The 18,620-nt window shown below is 70.8% G+C and carries 16 protein-coding genes; 10 read left to right on the top strand and 6 right to left on the bottom strand.

Annotated features, from left to right (window positions below; translation table 11 throughout):
• Positions 1-21: 21 nt before the first annotated feature.
• Positions 22-771 (top strand): GntR family transcriptional regulator, encoded by a 750-nt coding sequence (locus ABD951_RS25245; RefSeq protein WP_345352091.1) that lies wholly within the window; start codon positions 22-24, stop codon positions 769-771.
• A gap of 19 nt (positions 772-790) precedes the next feature.
• Here the strand turns inward: ABD951_RS25245 and ABD951_RS25240 are convergent, their stop codons facing one another.
• Positions 791-2,431, bottom strand: coding sequence for an ABC-F family ATP-binding cassette domain-containing protein (locus ABD951_RS25240; protein ID WP_345352088.1), 1,641 nt, complete (start codon positions 2,429-2,431; stop codon positions 791-793).
• A 76-nt stretch (positions 2,432-2,507) separates the two neighbouring features.
• On the opposite strand from ABD951_RS25240, the gene ABD951_RS25235 reads away from it, so the two are divergent.
• Both ABD951_RS25235 and ABD951_RS25230 read left to right on the top strand, forming a co-directional pair.
• Positions 2,508-3,359, top strand: a complete 852-nt coding sequence (locus ABD951_RS25235) for an aldo/keto reductase (protein ID WP_345352085.1) — start codon at positions 2,508-2,510, stop codon at positions 3,357-3,359.
• 140 nt (positions 3,360-3,499) lie between these two features.
• Complete coding sequence (locus tag ABD951_RS25230) at positions 3,500-4,546, top strand: protein kinase family protein (RefSeq protein WP_345352082.1); 1,047 nt, start codon at positions 3,500-3,502, stop codon at positions 4,544-4,546.
• 27 nt (positions 4,547-4,573) lie between these two features.
• Here the strand turns inward: ABD951_RS25230 and ABD951_RS25225 are convergent, their stop codons facing one another.
• Positions 4,574-5,659, bottom strand: a complete 1,086-nt coding sequence (locus ABD951_RS25225) for an NAD(P)-binding domain-containing protein (protein ID WP_345352079.1) — start codon at positions 5,657-5,659, stop codon at positions 4,574-4,576.
• 39 nt (positions 5,660-5,698) lie between these two features.
• Between ABD951_RS25225 and ABD951_RS25220 the strand changes: the two genes are divergently transcribed.
• The 6 genes from ABD951_RS25220 to ABD951_RS25195 all read left to right on the top strand — a co-directional run bounded on the left by ABD951_RS25220 (position 5,699) and on the right by ABD951_RS25195 (position 12,396).
• Positions 5,699-6,430, top strand: a complete 732-nt coding sequence (locus tag ABD951_RS25220; protein ID WP_345352076.1) for an enoyl-CoA hydratase — start codon at positions 5,699-5,701, stop codon at positions 6,428-6,430.
• 1 nt (position 6,431) lies between these two features.
• On the top strand, positions 6,432-7,547 hold the full coding sequence (locus ABD951_RS25215) for an MBL fold metallo-hydrolase (protein ID WP_425569958.1): 1,116 nt from the start codon (positions 6,432-6,434) through the stop codon (positions 7,545-7,547).
• Positions 7,548-7,557: 10 nt separating this feature from the next.
• A complete protein-coding gene (locus ABD951_RS25210) occupies positions 7,558-10,032 on the top strand; it encodes an HAD-IC family P-type ATPase (protein ID WP_345352073.1) in 2,475 nt (824 codons plus the stop codon).
• A gap of 106 nt (positions 10,033-10,138) precedes the next feature.
• Positions 10,139-10,330, top strand: coding sequence for an antitoxin (locus ABD951_RS25205; protein ID WP_345352070.1), 192 nt, complete (start codon positions 10,139-10,141; stop codon positions 10,328-10,330).
• Between the two features lie 5 nt (positions 10,331-10,335).
• Complete coding sequence (locus ABD951_RS25200) at positions 10,336-10,743, top strand: thiol-disulfide oxidoreductase DCC family protein (protein ID WP_345352067.1); 408 nt, start codon at positions 10,336-10,338, stop codon at positions 10,741-10,743.
• Positions 10,744-10,746: 3 nt separating this feature from the next.
• On the top strand, positions 10,747-12,396 hold the full coding sequence (locus ABD951_RS25195; protein WP_345352064.1) for a Na+/H+ antiporter: 1,650 nt from the start codon (positions 10,747-10,749) through the stop codon (positions 12,394-12,396).
• Between the two features lie 138 nt (positions 12,397-12,534).
• Here the strand turns inward: ABD951_RS25195 and ABD951_RS25190 are convergent, their stop codons facing one another.
• The 4 genes from ABD951_RS25190 to ABD951_RS25175 all read right to left on the bottom strand — a co-directional run bounded on the left by ABD951_RS25190 (position 12,535) and on the right by ABD951_RS25175 (position 17,958).
• Entirely contained in the window at positions 12,535-13,392 is an 858-nt protein-coding gene (locus tag ABD951_RS25190; protein ID WP_425569976.1) for an ABC transporter ATP-binding protein, read from the bottom strand.
• A gap of 2 nt (positions 13,393-13,394) precedes the next feature.
• Complete coding sequence (locus tag ABD951_RS25185; protein WP_345352058.1) at positions 13,395-14,213, bottom strand: ABC transporter ATP-binding protein; 819 nt, start codon at positions 14,211-14,213, stop codon at positions 13,395-13,397.
• Positions 14,210-15,268: an ABC transporter permease gene (locus ABD951_RS25180; RefSeq protein ID WP_345352055.1), complete on the bottom strand. Its 1,059-nt coding sequence runs from the start codon at positions 15,266-15,268 to the stop codon at positions 14,210-14,212. Before ABD951_RS25180 ends, ABD951_RS25185 begins: the two co-directional genes overlap by 4 nt.
• Before the next feature lie 260 nt (positions 15,269-15,528).
• Positions 15,529-17,958, bottom strand: coding sequence for an ATP-dependent Clp protease ATP-binding subunit (locus ABD951_RS25175; RefSeq protein WP_345352052.1), 2,430 nt, complete (start codon positions 17,956-17,958; stop codon positions 15,529-15,531).
• A 153-nt stretch (positions 17,959-18,111) separates the two neighbouring features.
• Here ABD951_RS25175 and ABD951_RS25170 point away from each other — a divergent pair, with 153 nt between their 5' ends.
• The gene (locus ABD951_RS25170) at positions 18,112-18,426 is read left to right on the top strand and encodes a hypothetical protein (RefSeq protein ID WP_345352049.1); all 315 of its coding nucleotides are present in this window, start codon (positions 18,112-18,114) and stop codon (positions 18,424-18,426) included.
• Positions 18,427-18,620 lie beyond the last annotated feature (194 nt).

Raw genomic sequence — 18,620 nt, 5'->3', positions numbered from 1 at the left:
CGCCGCTATCATGACGACATCGTGAATACCAGGGCAAAGGACGGCCTACCGGCCTACCGGCGTGTCGCGGACGCGCTGCGTGCGGAGATCGACGCCGGGCGATACTCGGGCGGCGTCCAGTTGCCGACCGAACTCGAACTCGAACAGCGGTTCTCGGTGAGCCGGCAGACGATTCGCCGCGCGTTCCACGACCTCGTGTCGGAGGGCCGGGTGTACCGCGTCCCCGGGCGCGGGACGTTCGCGACCGAGCAGCACGGTCGGTACCTGCGGCACCACGGGTCGATCGAGGACCTGCTCAACCTCTCCCACGACACCACGATGGAGGTGCTCGAACCGATCCGCCGCCGGGTCGACATCGACGCCGCCGCCCGGCTGCGCACCGACACCGACCTCGTCCACACCGTGGAGTTCCGCCGGCTGCACGACGGCATCCCCTTCGTGCACACCGTGGTACACCTTCCGGAGGCGGTGGCCGCACACGTCGCCGCGGCGCCGGAGCTGGCGGCCGGGGCCGGCGGCACGTCGACGATCATCGGGTTGGTCGAGCCGCACCTCGGTCGGCCGATCGCGGAGGCCGCACAGTCGGTCACCGTCGCCGCCGCGTCGGTGACCGTCGCGGAGGCGCTGGGATGCGAGCCGGGCCACGCGCTGCTGCGGATCGACCGCGTCTACTCGGACACGTCCGGGTCCGTCGTCGAGGTCTCGGTCAGCCACTTCCTGCCCGAGCACTACACCTACCGGGTGACGTTGCGACGCAGCGAGTTGCGGTGACGACCCACCGATCGCGGGCTCAGTCCTCCGAGAGCAGGCCGCCGTCCATCCGCCACCGGCGGGTGCTGCGCATCGTGTCGAGCATCCGCCGGTCGTGGGTGACGAGCAGCAGGGTTCCGGGATAGGAGTCCATCGCCTGCTCGAGCTGCTCGATCGCGGGCAGGTCGAGGTGGTTGGTGGGTTCGTCGAGGACGAGGAGGTTCACCCCGCGGGCCTGCAGCAGGGCCAGCGCGGCCCGGGTGCGTTCACCGGGGGAGAGGGAGTTCGCGGGCCGCAGCACGTGGTGGCCCCTGAGGCCGAACTTGGCGAGCAGGGTGCGGACTTCGGCGTCGGGCCAGTCGGGCACCTGGGCGCCGAACGCGGCCGCGAGGGTCTGATCGCCCTCGAACAGCCCTCGGGCCTGATCCACTTCTCCGACGGCGACTCCCGTGCCCAGGTTCGCGGTCCCCGCGTCGGGGCTCAGCTTGCCGAGCAGAACCCGCAGCAGCGTCGTCTTGCCGGATCCGTTGGGGCCGGTGACGAGAATGCGGTCGCCCCAGTCGATCTGGGCGTTGATCGGGCCGAGCCGGAAGGTTTCACGTTGAACCACGACGCCGGTCAGGGTGGCGACGACGGCGCCGCTGCGGGGTGCGTCGGCGATCGACATCCGCAGCTCCCACTCCTTGCGTGGCTCCTCGACCACCTCGAGCCGTTCGATGCGGCGCTGTGTCTGACGGGCTTTCGCGGCCTGCTTCTCGGTGGACTCGGCGCGCGCCTTGCGGCCCATCTTGTCCGAGTCGGCACCCTTGGCCTTGCGGCGCGCGTTCCGGACGCCGTGTTCGAGCCAGTTGCGCTGCATCTGTGCGCGGGCCTCGAGGCCCGCCTTGGTGTCCGCGAACTCCTCGTAGCGTTCCCGCGCGTGCCTGCGGGCGACGGCCCGCTCGGCCAGGTACGACTCGTAGCCGCCGTCGTACACCGCGATCTGCTGCTGGGCCAGGTCCAGCTCGACGATGCCGGTGACGGTGCGCGCCAGGAATTCGCGGTCGTGGCTGACGACGACGATCCCGGTACGGGTCTCGGCGACGAATCGTTCCAGGCGTTCGAGGCCGTCGAGGTCGAGGTCGTTGGTGGGTTCGTCGAGAAGCATGACGTCGTATCGGGACAGCAGCAGCGACGCCAGCCCGACGCGGGCGGCCTGCCCACCGGACAGGGACGTCATGTCGGCGGTGAGGCCGACGGTCAGGCCGAGGTCGTCGAGGACCTGCCCGGCCCGCTCGTGCAGGTCTGCGCCGCCGAGCCCGAGCCACCGCTCGAGAGCGTGCGCGTAGCGGTCGTCGCCGCCCGGTTCCGTCAGGGCCTCGGCGGAGGCGTTCATCTCCGCCTCGGCTGCGGTGACCCCGGTGCGCCGGCCCAGGTACGCCTCCACGGTTTCGCCGGGGATCCGCTCCGGTTCCTGCACCAGGTGCCCGACCGTCGCGTCCGGCGGGCTGAGTGTGACGCTCCCCACCACGTCGGCGGTGTGATCGCCCGCGAGGATCGAGAGCAGGGTGGACTTGCCCGCGCCGTTCGCGCCGACCAGACCGATCACGTCGCCGGGCGCGACAACCAGGTCGAGACCGGTGAACAGGGTGCGCTCGCCGCGGGCGGCGGAGACGTCGGCGGCGTGCAGGGTGGCGCTCATGGAGGAGATTGTCTCAATCGCGCCGCGACACGCCGGAGGCGGGAACAACCACCGTTCGGGAGCGGTTGGCGGTTGCATGACACCCGTGAGCCCGATACCGAACGTCACCCTCAGCGACGGCAACACCATCCCGCAGATCGGTTTCGGCGTGTGGCAGGTGCCCGACGACGACACCTTCACCGCGGTCACCAGTGCCCTGAGCATCGGCTACCGGAGCATCGACACCGCCGCCGTCTACGGCAACGAGGTCGGCACCGGGCGGGCGATCGCCGCGTCCGGGGTGCCGCGCGACGAACTGTTCGTCACCACCAAGCTGTGGAACAACTCCGCGCAGCCGTGGACCCGGGACGCGGTGTTCTTCGAGTTCGACGCCTCCCTGGACCGGCTCGGTCTCGACCACCTCGACCTGTACCTGATCCACTGGCCGCGGCCGATGCGTGACGACTACCGCACCATCTGGCGGGCACTGACCGAGCTGCGGGCCGACGGCCGTGTCCGGTCCATCGGCGTCTCGAACTTCCAGCCCGCGCAGCTGCGGACGATCATCGACGACACGGGTGTCGCACCGGTGCTCAACCAGGTCGAGCTGCATCCCTACTTCGCGCAGACCGAGTTGCGGGCCGTGCACGCCGAGCTCGGCATCGTCACCGAGGCGTGGTCCCCGCTCGGGCAGGGCAGGGGACTGCTCGACGATCCCGTGCTCTCCCGCATCGCCCTCAAGCACCAGCGCACCGCCGCCCAGGTGGTGCTGCGCTGGCACATCCAGTCCGGCACCGTTGCGATCCCGAAATCCGTGACGCCGTACCGGATTCGGCAGAACCTCGACGTGTTCGGCTTCGAGCTCGACGCCGAGGACCTCACCGCGATCGCGGCATTGGACACCGACACGCGGCTCGGACCGGACCCGGCGACCTTCGACTTCGGCTGAGTCCTGTGTGACGAGTGTGACGCCGCTGGTTCGGGTCATCCGGTACTTCGCAGTGCGAAGATAGGGGGTGGTGACCCGAGCCGAGGCGCGCCGCCCGAACGCGCGTCGCACACGGCCGACGACAATGGGGGTGGAGACACATGCGGACCGAGAGCGAGCCGACGACTGCCAAGTCGCCGGAGACGAAGCCGCCTCGTGCGGCGGCGCCTCGTCCGCGGCCGGGCCCGGCGACGCCGCTGCGTCCGATGCCGGTGCCGCCGGTGGCCCGGGTCGAGTCCGGTCCCCCCGCCCCCGGCGCCGAGACCGCTCCACCGGGGTGGGAGATGATGCCGGGCTCGGTCTTCGCGGCCGGCCGGTACCGGCTGCTCGAACGGTGTGGGGGCAGCGCCGAGACCGAGTTCTGGCGCGCCCACGACACGACGCTGGCCCGCGACGTCGCGCTGACCGTCGCCGACCTGCGCGGCGGTGACACCTCGAAGGGCATCGCCGACTTCTTCGCCCGGACCGGCCGACTGTCCCGGGTGCGGTCCGAGGCCCTCACCCCGATCCTCGACATGATCGAGGTCGACGGGCGCGCCGTGGTCGTCGCGCAGTGGCAGGCGAGCCGGCCCCTCGACCGGACCAGGGCGGCCCGGCCGTCGGATGCGGCGGTGTCCGTGACGGCCCTCGCTCGGATGGTGCGCGACGCGCACCGGGACGGTGGCGTCGTCGCGGTCGACGAACCCGGGCGGGTGCGCGTGACCGACGGCGGCATCACGTACCTCGCGTTCCCGGGGGTGCCCGCGCACGCGACCGCCCGGCAGGACGTTCGCGGTCTCGGCGCCGTGCTCAGCGAACTGCTCGCCGGCATGCATCACACCGGCCCCGGGCGGCCGCTGCCGCCGAGCGCCGCGCGGCCCGACCTTCCTGCAGCACTGTCGGGCGTCGTCGTGCGGGCTGCCGGGCCCGCGGAGGTCACCGCGGCCGAGGTCGTCGCGGCGCTCGAGGCCGTGACCTCGCCGGTGATCGGACCCGAATTTCCCTCGGACGCAACGACGCCGGAGGCCGTGGACGCGGCGGTGCCGGTCGCGGCGGAGTCCGCCGACCCGGCGCCATGGCCGACCTGGGTCTGGGTTGCCCTGGGAACCACTCTGCTGGTGGTCCTGGCGACGATCGGGTGGTTCGTCGGGGTGGCACTGCTGAGCTGACCCACACGCCGGATGCGGCGCCTCCGGTCAGCGACCGGCGAGGTGGGCGATCAACTCGCTCGCCGCGGCCCGGCCGCCCCGGTTGGCGCCGATCGTGCTCGCGGACGGGCCGTAGCCGAGCAGGTGCACCCGCGGGTCGGCGGCCACCTGCGTCGCCAGGCGTCCGGTCATCGTGATCCCGCCGCCCGGACCGCGCAGCCGCAGCGGGGCCAGGTGGTCGAGCGAGCTGCGAAACCCGGTGCACCACAGGATCACGTCGACCCTCCGCACGGTGCCGTCGGCCCACCGCACCCCGTCGGGGGTGATCTCGTCGAACATCGGCAGCCGGTCCAGGGCCCCGCGTTCGCGGGCGGCGCGCAGCGCCGGCGTCAACGGCAGCCCGGTCACCGACACCACCGACCCGGGTGGCAGGCCGCGCCGCACCCGGTCCTCGACGATCGCGACCGCGGCCCGGCCCTCCTCGGCGGTGAACGGGGTGTCCCGGAACTCCGGCGGCCGGCGCGTCACCCACGTCGTCGTGGTGACCCGGGAGATCTCGTCGAGCAGCTGCACCGCGGAGATGCCGCCGCCGACGACCAGGACGTGCCGGCCGGCGAACTCGTCGGCCGTGCGGTAGTCGCGGGTGTGCAGCATCCGACCCCGGAACCGCTGCGCCCCCGGGTACCGGGGGACGAACGGGCGTTCCCAGGTGCCCGTCGCGTTGACGATGCCGCGGACCGTCAGCGGCCCGTCGTCGGTCTCCACTGTCAGCGGCCCACTGCGATCGTTCGCGTCGCACACGACCCGCGCGTTGACGGGCCGGCGCACCGGAAGCGCGAAGCGCCGTTCGTACTCGGCGTAGTACCGCGGCACCGCGTCGGCCGCCGGGACCTGCTCGGGGGCCGACGCGTCGAGGACGTCCGTGAACGGCATGCCGGGCAGATCGTGCACCCGGTTGACGGTGCTCAGCGTCAGCGACGGCCAGCGGAACTGCCAGGCCCCGCCCGGGCGGGGCGCGTGGTCGAGGATCACGAACCCGATGCCCGCGTCGGCGCCGAGCCTGCGCAGGTGGTACCCGGCGGACAGCCCGGACTGGCCGGCCCCGATCACCGCGACATCGACGGACTCGTGCATGGTGGCAGCCTGCCAGCTCCGGACGGTACGGTCACATCCATGATCGGGACCAGCAGGGACGGCGACGTCGTGACCATCGAGTTGCAGCGCGAGGATCGCCGCAACGCGCTCAACACCGAGCTGTGTGTGCTGCTGCGGGACGCGGTCGACGAGGCGGTCGGTGACGGTGCACGGGTGATCGTGCTGACCGGACAGGGGTCCGCGTTCTGCGCGGGCGCGGACCTGTCCGGAGACGTCTACGCGGACGGATTCCTCGACACCCTCCTGGAGATGCTGCACACGATCGACTCGGCGCCGATTCCGGTGATCGCCGCGGTCAACGGCCCGGCCATCGGGGCCGGAACCCAGCTGGCGCTCGCGTCGGACCTGCGGGTGGTCGCGCCCGACGCCTACTTCGCGGTGCCTGCGGTCAAGCTCGGGATCTCGGTGGACTCGTGGACGGTCAAGCGACTCGTCTCGCTGGCCGGCGGCGGTCCCGCGCGCACCGTGCTGCTCGGTGCCGAGCAGATCGACGCGTCCGACGCCCACGCCGTCGGGCTGGCCAACAAGATCGGCGGGCTCGACGCCGCCCAGGAGTGGGCCAAGCGGATCGCCGCGCTGGCGCCCCTGTCGCTGCGGCACCTCAAGCTCGTCCTCAACGACGACGGCACGCAGGACGATCCGACCGCGGAACAGGTCGCGGCGCTGCACGCGGCGTGGTCGAGCGAGGACATGCACGAGGCGTGGCTGGCCCGCCGGGAGAAGCGCAGCCCGATGTTCCGGGGGCGTTGACGTGCGCGTGCGGGACGTGGTCGTCGCGGCGTTCGCGGTGGCGGGCGCGGCGGCGGTGGGCCGCGCGGCGTGGGGGATACCGGGCCAGATCGGCGCCTCGGCCGCGGCGATCGCGCCCCGGGCATCCGGCTCGGCGCGCTACCGGGACAACAGATTTCACAACACCGAGCCCAGCACCCAGGTGGTCCGCGGCGACGAGTCGAGCCTGCTGTCGGCGCTGCTGACCCGGCGCCGCCTCGGCCGGCCCCGCCGGCCGATTCCGTTGGCCACGCCGCTGGCGCCCGCCGAGGCGGCCGAGCTCGCGGTCACCTGGTACGGCCACTCGAGCGCGCTGATCGAGGTCGACGGGCACCGCGTGCTCACCGATCCCGTGTGGAGCCACCGGGTTTCACCGTCCCCGCTGATCGGTCCGGCGCGTCTGCACCCGACGCCGGTCGACGTCGACGCGCTGCCGGCCGTCGACGCGGTGCTGATCTCCCACGACCACTACGACCATCTCGACAAGGCCACCGTCACCGCGCTGCTGCGCACCCAGCGGGCCCCGTTCGTGGTTCCCCGGGGAATCGGTGCGCACCTGCGACACTGGCGGGTCCCCGAGGACCGGATCGTCGAACTGGACTGGGAGGAGAACGCCGTCGTCGGCGGGCTCGTGCTCACCTGCACCGAGGCGCGGCACTTCTCCGGGCGCGGGCTGCGGCGCAACACCACCCTGTGGTCGTCGTGGGCCGTGCGCGGACCGAACCACGGCGTCTTCTTCGGCGGCGACACCGGGTACACGCCGCGGTTCGCGGAGATCGGGGACCGGCACGGCCCGTTCGACCTGACGCTGCTCCCGGTCGGCGCGTACGACGAACACTGGCCGGACGTGCACATGAACCCGGAGGAGGCGGTGCGCATGCACACCGACCTCGGGGCCGGGGACAGCGCGGCCGGGGTGCTGGTCCCGGTGCACTGGGCGACGTTCAACCTCGCGTTCCACCCGTGGGCCGAGCCGATCACCCGCCTGCTCGCGGCCGCCGACCCGGTCGGGGCACGGGTGCGGGTCCCGATGCCGGGGCAGCGCATCGACGTGCTGCGGCCGGGCGCCCAGCGGCAGTGGTGGCGGCAACTGGCATAGCCTGGCTGGCATGGCCAACGACGAGATCGACACGGTCGGGACCCTCCCGCCCACGGACGTGGACGTCCGGACCGGACTGACGTCCGAACAGGTCGCGCGGCGCCGCGCCGAGGGCCGGACCAACGACGTCCCGAGCCGGGCCAGTCGCTCGGTCAGGGACATCGTCCGGGCCAACGTCTTCACCCGGATCAACGCGATCCTCGGCGTGCTGCTGCTGATCGTGCTCTCCACCGGGTCGGTCGTCGACGGCATGTTCGGACTGCTGATCATCGCCAACAGCGCGATCGGCATCATCCAGGAGACCCGGGCGAAGCGGACCCTCGACCAGCTGGCGATCGTCAGCCAGTCCCAGCCGGTGGTCCGCCGCGACGGCACCGCCACGGCGGTGGCACCGAGCGAGGTCGTGATCGACGAGATCATCGAGCTCGGCGCCGGCGACCAGATCGTCGTCGACGGCACCGTGGTCGAGGGGGAACTCCTCGAGATCGACGAGTCGCTGCTGACCGGTGAGGCCGACCCGGTGCACAAGCAGCCCGGCGACGCGGTGCTCTCGGGCAGCTTCGTCGTCTCCGGCAGCGGTGCCTACCGCGCCACGAAGGTCGGGAAGGACGCCTATGCGGCCAAGCTCGCCGAGGAGGCGAGCAAATTCACGCTCGTGCACTCCGAACTGCGCAGCGGCGTCGACAAGATCCTCAAGGTCATCACCTACATGATGGTCCCGGCGGGTGTCCTGATCATCTACAACCAGTTGTTCGTCAGCGAGCAGAATCTCGGCTCGGCTCTCAACGGCATGGTCGCCGCCCTGGTGCCGATGGTGCCCGAGGGCCTGGTGCTGATGACGTCGCTGGCCTTCGCGGTCGGCGTGATCCGGCTCGGCCGCCGCCAGTGCCTGGTGCAGGAACTGCCGGCGATCGAGGGGCTGGCCCGCGTCGACGTGGTGTGCGCGGACAAGACCGGCACCCTGACCGAGAACGGCATGCGCCTGGCGGAGCTGCGCCTGCTCACGACCGGTGCGGGCGGCGACGAGACCCGGGTGCGGGACGCGTTGGCGGCGATGGCCGGCGACGACCCGCGTCCGAACGCGAGCGTGCAGGCGATCGCGGAGGCGTTCGACCACGACCCCGGGTGGACCGCGACGGGCGTCGCGCCGTTCACGTCGGCGAAGAAGTGGAGCGGAATCTCGTACGACGGCAACGGGAACTGGGTGCTCGGCGCCCCCGACGTGCTGCTCGACCCGGCATCGGACGACGCCCGCACGGCCGAGGAGATCGGAGCGGGCGGGCTGCGGGTGCTGCTCCTCGGCGAGGGCGACGTCCCGGTCGACGCCGCCGCCGCGCCCGGACGGGTGACGCCGCGGGCGCTGGTGGTGCTCGAGCAGCGGGTGCGGCCCGACGCCGCGGACACCCTGGCGTACTTCGCGGAGCAGAAGGTCGAGGTCAAGGTCATCTCCGGGGACAACGCCGTGTCGGTCGGCGCGGTCGCGCAGTCGTTGGGGCTGCCGGGCGGGACCCGGGCCGTCGACGCCCGCGACCTGCCCGACGAGCCGGACGCACTCGCGGACGTCCTCGAGGACTCGACCACGTTCGGCCGGGTGCGTCCCGACCAGAAGCGGGCGATGGTCGGCGCGCTGCAGTCCCGTGGCCACACGGTCGCGATGACCGGTGACGGTGTCAACGACGTGCTCGCCCTGAAGGACGCGGACATCGGGGTGTCGATGGGGTCGGGCAGTCCCGCGACGCGGGCGGTCGCGCAGATCGTGTTGCTGGACAACAGTTTCGCGACACTTCCGTACGTGGTCGGCGAGGGCCGTCGGGTGATCGGCAACATCGAGCGGGTCTCGAATCTGTTCCTCACCAAGACGGTGTACTCGGTGCTGCTGGCGCTGCTCGTGGGCCTGTCCGGCGTGGCGGCGCAGCTGTTCCATTTCGATCCGATGCCGTACCCGTTCCTGCCGCGGCACGTGACGATCGCGGCGTGGTTCACGATCGGCATCCCGGCGTTCATCCTGTCGTTGGCGCCGAACAACGAACGCGCGCGGACCGGTTTCGTGCCGCGGGTGATGCGGTTCGCGATCCCGTCGGGTCTGGTGATCGGTGTCGCCACGTTCGTCGCGTACGCCCTCGTGTACGCAGGCCCGGACCAGACCGAGACGCAGAAGATCCAGGCCGGGACGACCGCGCTGATCACCCTGATCATGATCGCCCTGTGGGTGCTCGCGATCGTGGCACGGCCGTACGTGTGGTGGAAGATCGTGCTGCTCGCCGGGTCCGTCGCCGGGTACCTGGTGCTGTTCTCGGTCCCGTTCTGCCGGGAGTTCTTCAAACTCGACCCGTCGAACGTCGCCGCGACCACCACGGCGTTCGTCTGCGGCGGCGTCGGCATCGTGTTGGTCGAGGTCGGCTGGTGGGTGTCGGGCCGGTTGCACGGGGAGAAGCGACGGTTGTTCTCGCTGCCGGAGTCGCCGGCGGGGTCCGACGGGTCGTGACCAGCGCTGTGGCGGGCTCCGGCCAAAGCTGTGAGACTGAACGTCGGCGGGGGAGGGTCCTCCGTCGGCAGATGTCCGATCCGGTTTGTCGCCAGAAGGAGCCGTCATGAGTTTCGCCGACACGTTGAAGGGCCTGTTCGGAAAGGGCCAGCAGCTCGCTGCCGACCACGCCGACACGGTGGAGGACGCGATCGACAAGGCGGGCGACTTCATCGACGACAAGACCGGCGGCAAGTACGCCGAACACGTCGACAAGGCGCAGGACGCCGCGAAGAAGATCATTCCCCCGAAGCAGTAGTCGCCATGCCCGCAGTCACGGTCCCCGGCCGCTCGCGCGGCAGGCCGTACCCGGTGGAGCTGCTGTACGACCGCGACTGCGGCTTCTGTGTGTGGTGCGCGCGGTGGCTCGCACGGCTCGACCGGCACGGCCGGGTCACCGCGACACCCCTGCAGACGCGCGGTGCTCCGGAGCGTTTCGGGGTGAGCGTCGACGAGGCGCTCGAGCAGGCGTGGGCCCTCGATGCGGACGGACGACGGCACGCCGGGGCCGGGGCGATCGACGCCGCGCTGTCCGCCCTGCTGGGTACCCGAATCCCGTTGCGGGTGTATCGGATTCCGGGAATCAGGCAGCTGCAGGACGCGCTGTACCGGCTCGTCGCCCGCAATCGGCACCGGCTGCCCGGCCGGGGCGGCAGCTGCGCAGTCGGATAGCCGATGAGCGTCGCGGGGCTGCTGCTGGTCATCGTCACGGGTATCGCGGTCGCGGGGTTCGCCAAACGTCTCGGGTTCCAGGTGCCGCTGGTGCTCGTGACGGTCGGTGCCGCGGCCTCGTTCGTGCCCGGTGTGCCGCCCCTGGTCCTCTCGCCGGACCTGATCCTCTCGGTGGTGCTGCCGCCGCTGCTGTACTCCGCGGCACTCGACCTGTCGTTCACCACCTTTCGCCGCAACATCTGGCCGATCCTGCGGCTCGGTGTCGGCATGGTCCTCGTCACCGCCCTCGCGGTGGGGGCGTTCGCGAACTGGCTGGTTCCGGAGCTGACGCTCGGTGCCGCGATCGTGCTGGGCGCGGTGGTCGCGCCGACCGACGCGGTGACCGCGGTCGCGGTCGGACGCAAACTCGGTCTCCCGGACCGGATGATGGCGATCCTCAAGGGCGAGAGCCTGGTCAACGACGCCACCGCCCTGACCCTGTTCACGCTCGCGACCGCCGCGGTCACCGGGCGGCGCATCGCGATCGACTCGCCGATCGTCTACTTCGGGTACGAGATCACCGGCGGTGTCCTCGTGGGCCTCGCGCTGTCCCTGCTGGTGCGGCTGGTGCGGGCCCGGGCCTCGGACCCGGCCCTGGAAACCGTGCTGGGCGTGGTGCTTCCGTTCGCCGCCTTCCTCGCGGCCGAGGAGATCCACGCGTCCGGGGTCCTCGCGGTCGTGACCGCCGGATTCGTGTTGGGCCGCACCGTCGGTGACGAGTCGGTCAGCACCCGGATCCAGGAACGCTCGGTGTGGCCGACGATCGACCTGGTGCTCGAGACGTTCGTGTTCGCGTACCTCGGGTTGCAGCTGAAGACCGTGATCGACGCGGTGCGCGCGGACGGGCTGCCGGTGCACCACGTGTTCGGCTACGGGCTCGCGGTGCTGGCGCTGGTGATCGTGATCCGCCCGGTGTGGATCTTCGTCAACGCCGGGCTCCGCCGGCTCGCCGCCCGCCGGGTCCGCACGCTGAAGGTCCGGCGCACCGGCCGTCCCGATCAGCTGACCTGGCGGCAGAACCTGGTGCTGTCGTGGGTCGGGATGCGTGGTGTCGTCACCCTCGCCGCGGCCGCCGGCATTCCGCTGGCCACGCAGGCCGGTGCCCCGTTCCCCGGGCGCGGGGCGATCCAGGCCGTCGCGTTCACGGTCGCGGTCGGCACCCTGCTGATCCAGGGTTCCACGCTGCCGACGTTGATCCGGCTGCTCGACGTCGCCGACCCCGACGAGGAGGCCCGCTTCGCGGAGCAGCGGGCGTTGGCGCGGCGAGTGTCCCGGGGTGCCGCAGAGCGTGTCCTCGCCGAGACCCTGCGTCAACCGCCGGCCGCGCTGCCCCGGTGCGAGACGGCCGAGGTGGTCGAGCGGTTGCGGCGTTCGACCGAGGCGAGACTGGCCGCCGAGGACGCCGACGACCTCGGGGAACACGAGGCGCGGGCGCTGAAGCTCGGCGCGCAGTTCAACCGGCTGCGCAACGACGTGCTCAAGGCGCAGCGGCGGGCGCTGATCGCGGCCCGCGACGCCGGCGACCTCGACGACGAGGTGCTGCGCCGGGTCCTCGACGAACTGGACATGGAGGAGGCCGCGGCCGAGGCTCGCGTGCAGCGACAGCGGTGGTGACCGGTCGGTCACCACCGGCCTCGCTCAGCAGTCGACCGGCGGGGTGTCCGGGACCACCCCAGCGCACCGACATGCCGGCACATGGTTCCTACGAAGCGTCCGACACCGTCTGTGCCGACCGTCGACAGATGTGACCGCTCACTGGTTCGATCCGCGGGCCAGGGTCAGCATGCGTTCCTCGATGGTCGCTCGTACTGTGTCCAGGCGGGCTTCGATACCGGCCGACGTCAGCACCGTCCGCAACTTCTGCTCGTCGATGTCGGGTACCCGGATGGCGCGGCCGGCGAGAATCACCGGGACTCCGGCGTCGTTGAGGGCGGCGAAAGCGCGTGTCCAGTCCGGACAATGCACGGCGATCGTGTGGGTGTCGCCGATGATGTCGTCCTCGTCGCCGGCCGCGACGAGCCGCCCGTTCGACATCAGCAGCAGCCGGTCACACTGCTGCGCTTCCTCCATGTAGTGCGTGGTGACGAGCACCCCGGCGCCGCGGTCGGCCTGCTCTCGGATGGTGTCCCACAGGCGCGCGCGTGACAGGGCGTCGACCCCGGACGTCGGCTCGTCGAGGACGAGGGCCTCCGGGGTGTGTGCGAGCGCGACGAGGAACGCGACCCGCCGCTGCGTGCCCAGGGGCAGGTCGCCGACGAGTGTGTCCGCGCTGTCGGCCAGTTCTGGAGGCAGGGCGGGAGCGCTCCCGCCGTAGGCGTGCGCGCTGAACTCCAGGTTCTCGGCGACCGTCATGTCCCGGTACAGGCCGAGATTCTGTGGTACGTAACCCAATCGCGCCCGCCGTGGCAGGTCGGGCGGTCCGTCGAACAGGGTGACCGCCCCGTCCGACGGTGCGAGGAGTCCCAGCATCATGCGGATCAGGGTCGTCTTGCCTGCCCCGTTGGCGCCGAGGAGGCCGACGACCTCACCCGCGCCCACCTCGACACTGACGGCGTCGACGGCGGTGAACGAACCGAATCTGCGCGTCACGACGTCGGTGCTCAGGATCATGGTCATGACGGAACCTGTCGACGGGTCAGTGACATCGCGATCACGATGTCCTCCAGGTCGGGATCGATTCTCGGTGCGTCGGTCGTCACCGTCGGTCCGGGCCAGTACTCGTGACGCTCCCGACCTCGCCGCCATGACCATTCGCGGCGAACCGGCTCCGGGCTGCGGGTGATGGTGCCGTCGAAGCTCGATCGCACCTCGTCGTAGGAGCCCTGCACGAGTATCCGAGCCGAGTCCAGCACCACCAGATGCGTGGCGCGTTCGGCCTCGTCGAGATACGTGGTGGACATGATCACCCCGGTGCCGTCCGCCGCCGTCTCGGACACCATCCGCCACAGGTCGATCCGGCTCACCGGGTCCACACCGGTGCTCGGTTCGTCGAGGATCAACAGGATCGGGCGGTGGATCATCGCCATGGCGGTGCCGAGCTTGCGGCGCATTCCACCCGACAATGCCGACGCCGGCCGGTCTGCGGCCACGGTCAGCCCGCAGCGTTCGATCATTTCGTCGCGCCGCGACCGTAGTTCGCCTCCCGCGAGGCCGTAGGCGCCACCCACGAAGTCGAGGTTCTGCCGTACCGTGAGGGCACCCCAACTCCCGGGACCGGCCGGGAGATATCCCATCTGGTGCTTTTCGGGAGAGGTCACCGTTCCGGATTCCGGAACCACCTCGCGCGCGAGAGCACGCAGGAGCGTGGTCTTCCCGGCGCCGTCGCCACCGACGACGGCGACCACGGATCCGGCCGGAACCTCCACCGTGACGCCGTCGAGCGCGACCCGCTCGCCGAAGCGAACGGTTGTGTTCTCTGCCGCGGCGATCACGACTTGTCCGCGCCAACGCCGGCAGGACGATGTCCGGACTTCACGTTCGGTGCGAGATCCCGTCGGAAGCGCAGAGTGGCACCGGTGAAGACGATGACGGCCATCACGGTCAGGACGACCAGCGGCAGCCACAAGGTGGTGATCGGGGCGCCGCGCAGCATCACACCCTGCGAGATCATCGTGAAGTACGTCAGCGGCAGCAGATAGCCGATCCACCGGACACCCGCGGCCATGGCGTCCAGCGGGAAGATCATGCCGGACAGCAGGATCTGTGGCATCAGGAAGAGGAAGGCGGTCTGAATCGCCTGACCTGCCGTCTGGGAGACGGTCGAGATGAGCACACCGAGACCCAGGACGACAAACAGGAAGATCGCCGCGCCCAGCGCGAACGTCGGCACGTTGCCGTTGAACGGCACCCCGAACAGGACGATGCCGAGGACCGTCACGACGATCATGTCCAGCGAGGCCAGCAGGAAGTAGGGCACGATCTTGCCCAGGATCACCTGGCTGGGACGGATCGGCATGACCGCCAACTGTTCCAGCGTTCCCGCCTCCCGTTCGCGCACGAGCCCGATGCTGGTGATGATCGTGCCGATGAACGTCAGGATCAGACCGATGATCGCGGGCACCATCACCCACGAGGTCTTCAGGTCGGGGTTGTAGAGAACCTCGGTCTGCATGGCACCGCCGGCCTTGTTGAGCACCGAGACGGTCGACTGCGCCGCGAACAGATTGGACCCGTCGACCAGCGCAACGGACGTCGCCCCGGGCACCGATGTCACGATCGCGACATCAACCTTGTTGTCACGCAGCAGATTCTCGGCATCGGCACGGGTGCCCCCGGGCTCGGTCACGGTGACGTCGAAGAATGTGGGCAGCGCCGGCGCGATCTGGGCCGCCTGGGGGCCGACGACCGCCGCCTTCACCGACGAGACATAGAAGTTCGCCGCATAGCCGAAGACCACCAGCAGCAGCAGCGGCAGCACGATCAGCATGGCCAAGGTGCGACGGTCCCGCCGAAGCTCGCGGAACTCCTTGATGATCATCGCCCGCATGTCCGGGATCGTAGGGCGGTGGCGATGAGCGGTCAACAGGTGGTGAATTCCGGCCGGTGAGGTTCCACGGGACGTGTCGCGCCACGTCCTCGACGAATCGTGAAGGGCGGAGCCCGCCGAGGCCGGGGCCCGAAAGTCGAGGTCCACCAGGGGTACGACCGACGGCGGTGACCATCGCGTCCCGGTTCCGACAACGGAGGTCGAACCGCAGCGGGCGGTGGAGACCGCGCGTCACCACCGCCCTCTGCCGTCGGGTCCGTCTACGCGACCTGCAGGTCCAGCTCACCGTTCGTCACTTCGACCGTGACCTCGGCGCCCTCACCGATCACGTCGTCGATCAGCAGGTCCGCGATCCGGTCGTCGACGACCCGCTGGATCGACCGACGCAGCGGCCGGGCCCCGAACTCGGGCTGGTGCCCGTGCTCGGCGATCCAGTCGACGGCCTCGTCGCTGAACGTGATCTCGATGCCCTTTGACCGCAGCCGGTTTCGGCTGTCCTCGAGCATCAGGTCGGTGATCCGGTGCAGCTGCTCGGCGTCGAGCTTGCGGAACACGACGATCTCGTCGATCCGGTTCAGGAACTCCGGCCGCATCGACTCGCGCAGCCGGGCCATCACCCGGTCCCGCAGCGGCTTCTCGGCCGCCGCCGGATCGCCGGTGACGAAGCCGAGCGCACCGCCCTTGCTGGAGATCAGGTCGGAGCCGAGGTTGCTGGTCATGATCAGCACGGTGTTCGTGAAGTCCACCGTCCGGCCGTGACCGTCGGTCAGCCGCCCGTCGTCGAGCACCTGGAGCAGCGTGTTGAACAGGTCCGGGTGGGCCTTCTCGATCTCGTCGAGCAGGATCACCGAGTACGGATTGCGCCGCACCTGTTCGGTCAGCTGACCGGCCTCGTCGTAGCCGACGTACCCGGGAGGGGCACCCAGCAGACGGGAGACGGTGTGCCGCTCGCCGAACTCGCTCATGTCGAAGCGGATCATCTTGTCCTCGTCGCCGAACAGCGACGCGGCCAGTGCCTTCGCGAGCTCGGTCTTGCCGACCCCGGTCGGGCCGAGGAACAGGAAGCTGCCCACCGGTCGGTTCGGGTCGCCCATGCCGGCCCGGGACCGGCGCACCGCCCGCGCGACCGCGCGCACGGCGTCGTCCTGGCCGACGACCCGCTGGTGCAGCTCGTCCTCCAGCTTCCGCAGCCGGTCCTTCTCCTCCTGTGTCATCCGGCTCGCCGGGATGCCGGTGGCGCGGGCGACGACCTCGGCGATCATCTCGGCCGTCACCTCGGGATCGTCGACGGCCCCGACGCCCGCGGTGCCGTCGATCCGCTCCTGCAGGCGGCTGATCTGGTCCCGCAGGGTGGACGCCGTCTCGTACGCCTCGTCGGCGACGGCCTGCTCCTTGTCCCTCTCGAGCTCGGCGAGCCGGGCCGTCAGGGACTCGGTGTCGGCCTTCGGCGAGCGCAGCGACAGCCGGGCGCCGGCCTGGTCGATCAGGTCGATGGCCTTGTCCGGCAGGAACCGGTCGCCGATGTAGCGGTGCGACAGTTCGACGGCCGCGACGATCGCGTCGTCGGCGTACCGCACCCCGTGGTGCTCCTCGTACCGGTCCTTGAGTCCGGTCAGGATCGTGATCGCGTCCGCGGTGCTCGGCTCGTCGACGGTCACCGGCTGGAACCGGCGTTCGAGGGCCGGGTCCTTCTCGATGTGCTTGCGGTACTCGTCGAGCGTGGTGGCGCCGACCACGTGCAGGTCGCCGCGGGCCAGCTTCGGCTTGAGGATGTTGCCGGCGTCCATCGCCCCGTCCGCGCCCGCGCCGGCTCCGGCGATGGTGTGGATCTCGTCGATGAACACGATCAGATCGCCCTTGTGGGCGGTGATCTCGTCGACCAGCTTGGTCAGCCGCTCCTCGAAGTCGCCCCGGTAGCGGGTGCCGGACACCAGCGCCGACATCTCCAGCTGCACGATGCGCTTGCCGGCCAGCCGATCGGGGACGTCGCCGTCGACGATGCGCTGGGCGAGGCCTTCGACGATCGCGGTCTTGCCGACGCCGGCCTCACCGATCAGGACCGGGTTGTTCTTGGTCCGGCGGGCCAGGATCTCGACGGTCTGCTCGATCTCCAGCGCGCGGCCGATCACCGGGTCGATCTGGCCGGCGCGTGCGCGTTCGGTGAGGTCGACACCGTACTGGTCCAGCGTCGGCGTCGTGCTGGTGGATTCGGCCTCGGGTTCGGCCGGGCCGGCCTGGACCGCCCGCTGCAGCGCCTCGAGGGTGACACCCTTCTCGGCGAGCAGCCGTCCGACGGCGTGTTCACGGTCGGACGCCAGCGCGAGGAACAGGTGCTCCGGATCGATGTACGTCGAACCCAGGGCACGCGCGAGCTGGTGCGCCTCGAGCAGCGCGGTCCTCAGGGCGGGGCTCAGCGTGCTCGCCGCGTAACCGGTGGGGGTGCGGCCCTGCGGCAGGCGCGCCTCGGCGGCCTCGGCGACGGCCGCCGGATCCGTGCCCGCGCGCTGCATCAGGGACCGGACCGGGTCGTGTTCGGACATGACGCGGATGACGTGCAGGGCGTCGAGTTCGGAGTCCCCCCGACCCGCCGCGAACCCGGCAGCCGCGTTCACGATCTCCTGCGTGGCCCGGCTCATGAGTCGGCTGATGTCGATGCGGCCGGGACCCTGGGGACCGAAGAATGCTGGCATTGACGAGCCTCCTGGAAGTTGAGTGATCTTGACTCAACTAACGTGTCGGCCTTGTGATCAATTCCCGGGGCGGTTGATTGTTCTGTGATCTGCGCGACAGGCGTCGGTGCCCAGCCTGCGCCGACGGCGGCACCGCCCGATATACTCGCTCATGTGTTCGAACAATGGCGGACCGAGTTCGGCCCACCGCCGCACCGGGTCGTCGATCCGCCGACGCCCGTGATCGTGCACATCGCCACCGCGATCAGCCAGTCCGCGGAACGGTCCGCCAATGCCATCCCCCTCCGCGTCCGCGCGGAAGGACTCGCACTCGACCTCCAGGTTCCCGGGCGGCTCCACGCCTGGGCGCGCACCACCGGCGGTGGCTGGATCTGCCGAGTCACCTTCACGATCCCCACCGGCAACGGCCGAGGGTGCCTCGACGTCGACCAGTGGTGCCCCGCCGCGGCCGTCCGGCCCTGCACGTGAGGCTGGACGAAGAATCGGGTGGCGACCCCGGCTGCCGTCGTAGGGAATGTGCTCGCGCAGCCTGGGGGTGAGTTGCGATGCGCCAGGTACGTAAGTTCCACGGGCAAGAGGTGGTCGGTCGACTTCACGGAGCGCGACATTCGGGCACAGGCGATACGGAACGCCGCCCACCATCTTCGAGGAGGTCGTGACGT

Source organism: Rhodococcus olei (assembly GCF_039540555.1).
Lineage (GTDB): Bacteria > Actinomycetota > Actinomycetes > Mycobacteriales > Mycobacteriaceae > Rhodococcus_G > Rhodococcus_G olei.
Note: the sequence above shows the minus strand (reverse complement) of the source record. Positions and strands in the feature narration are given on the sequence as shown.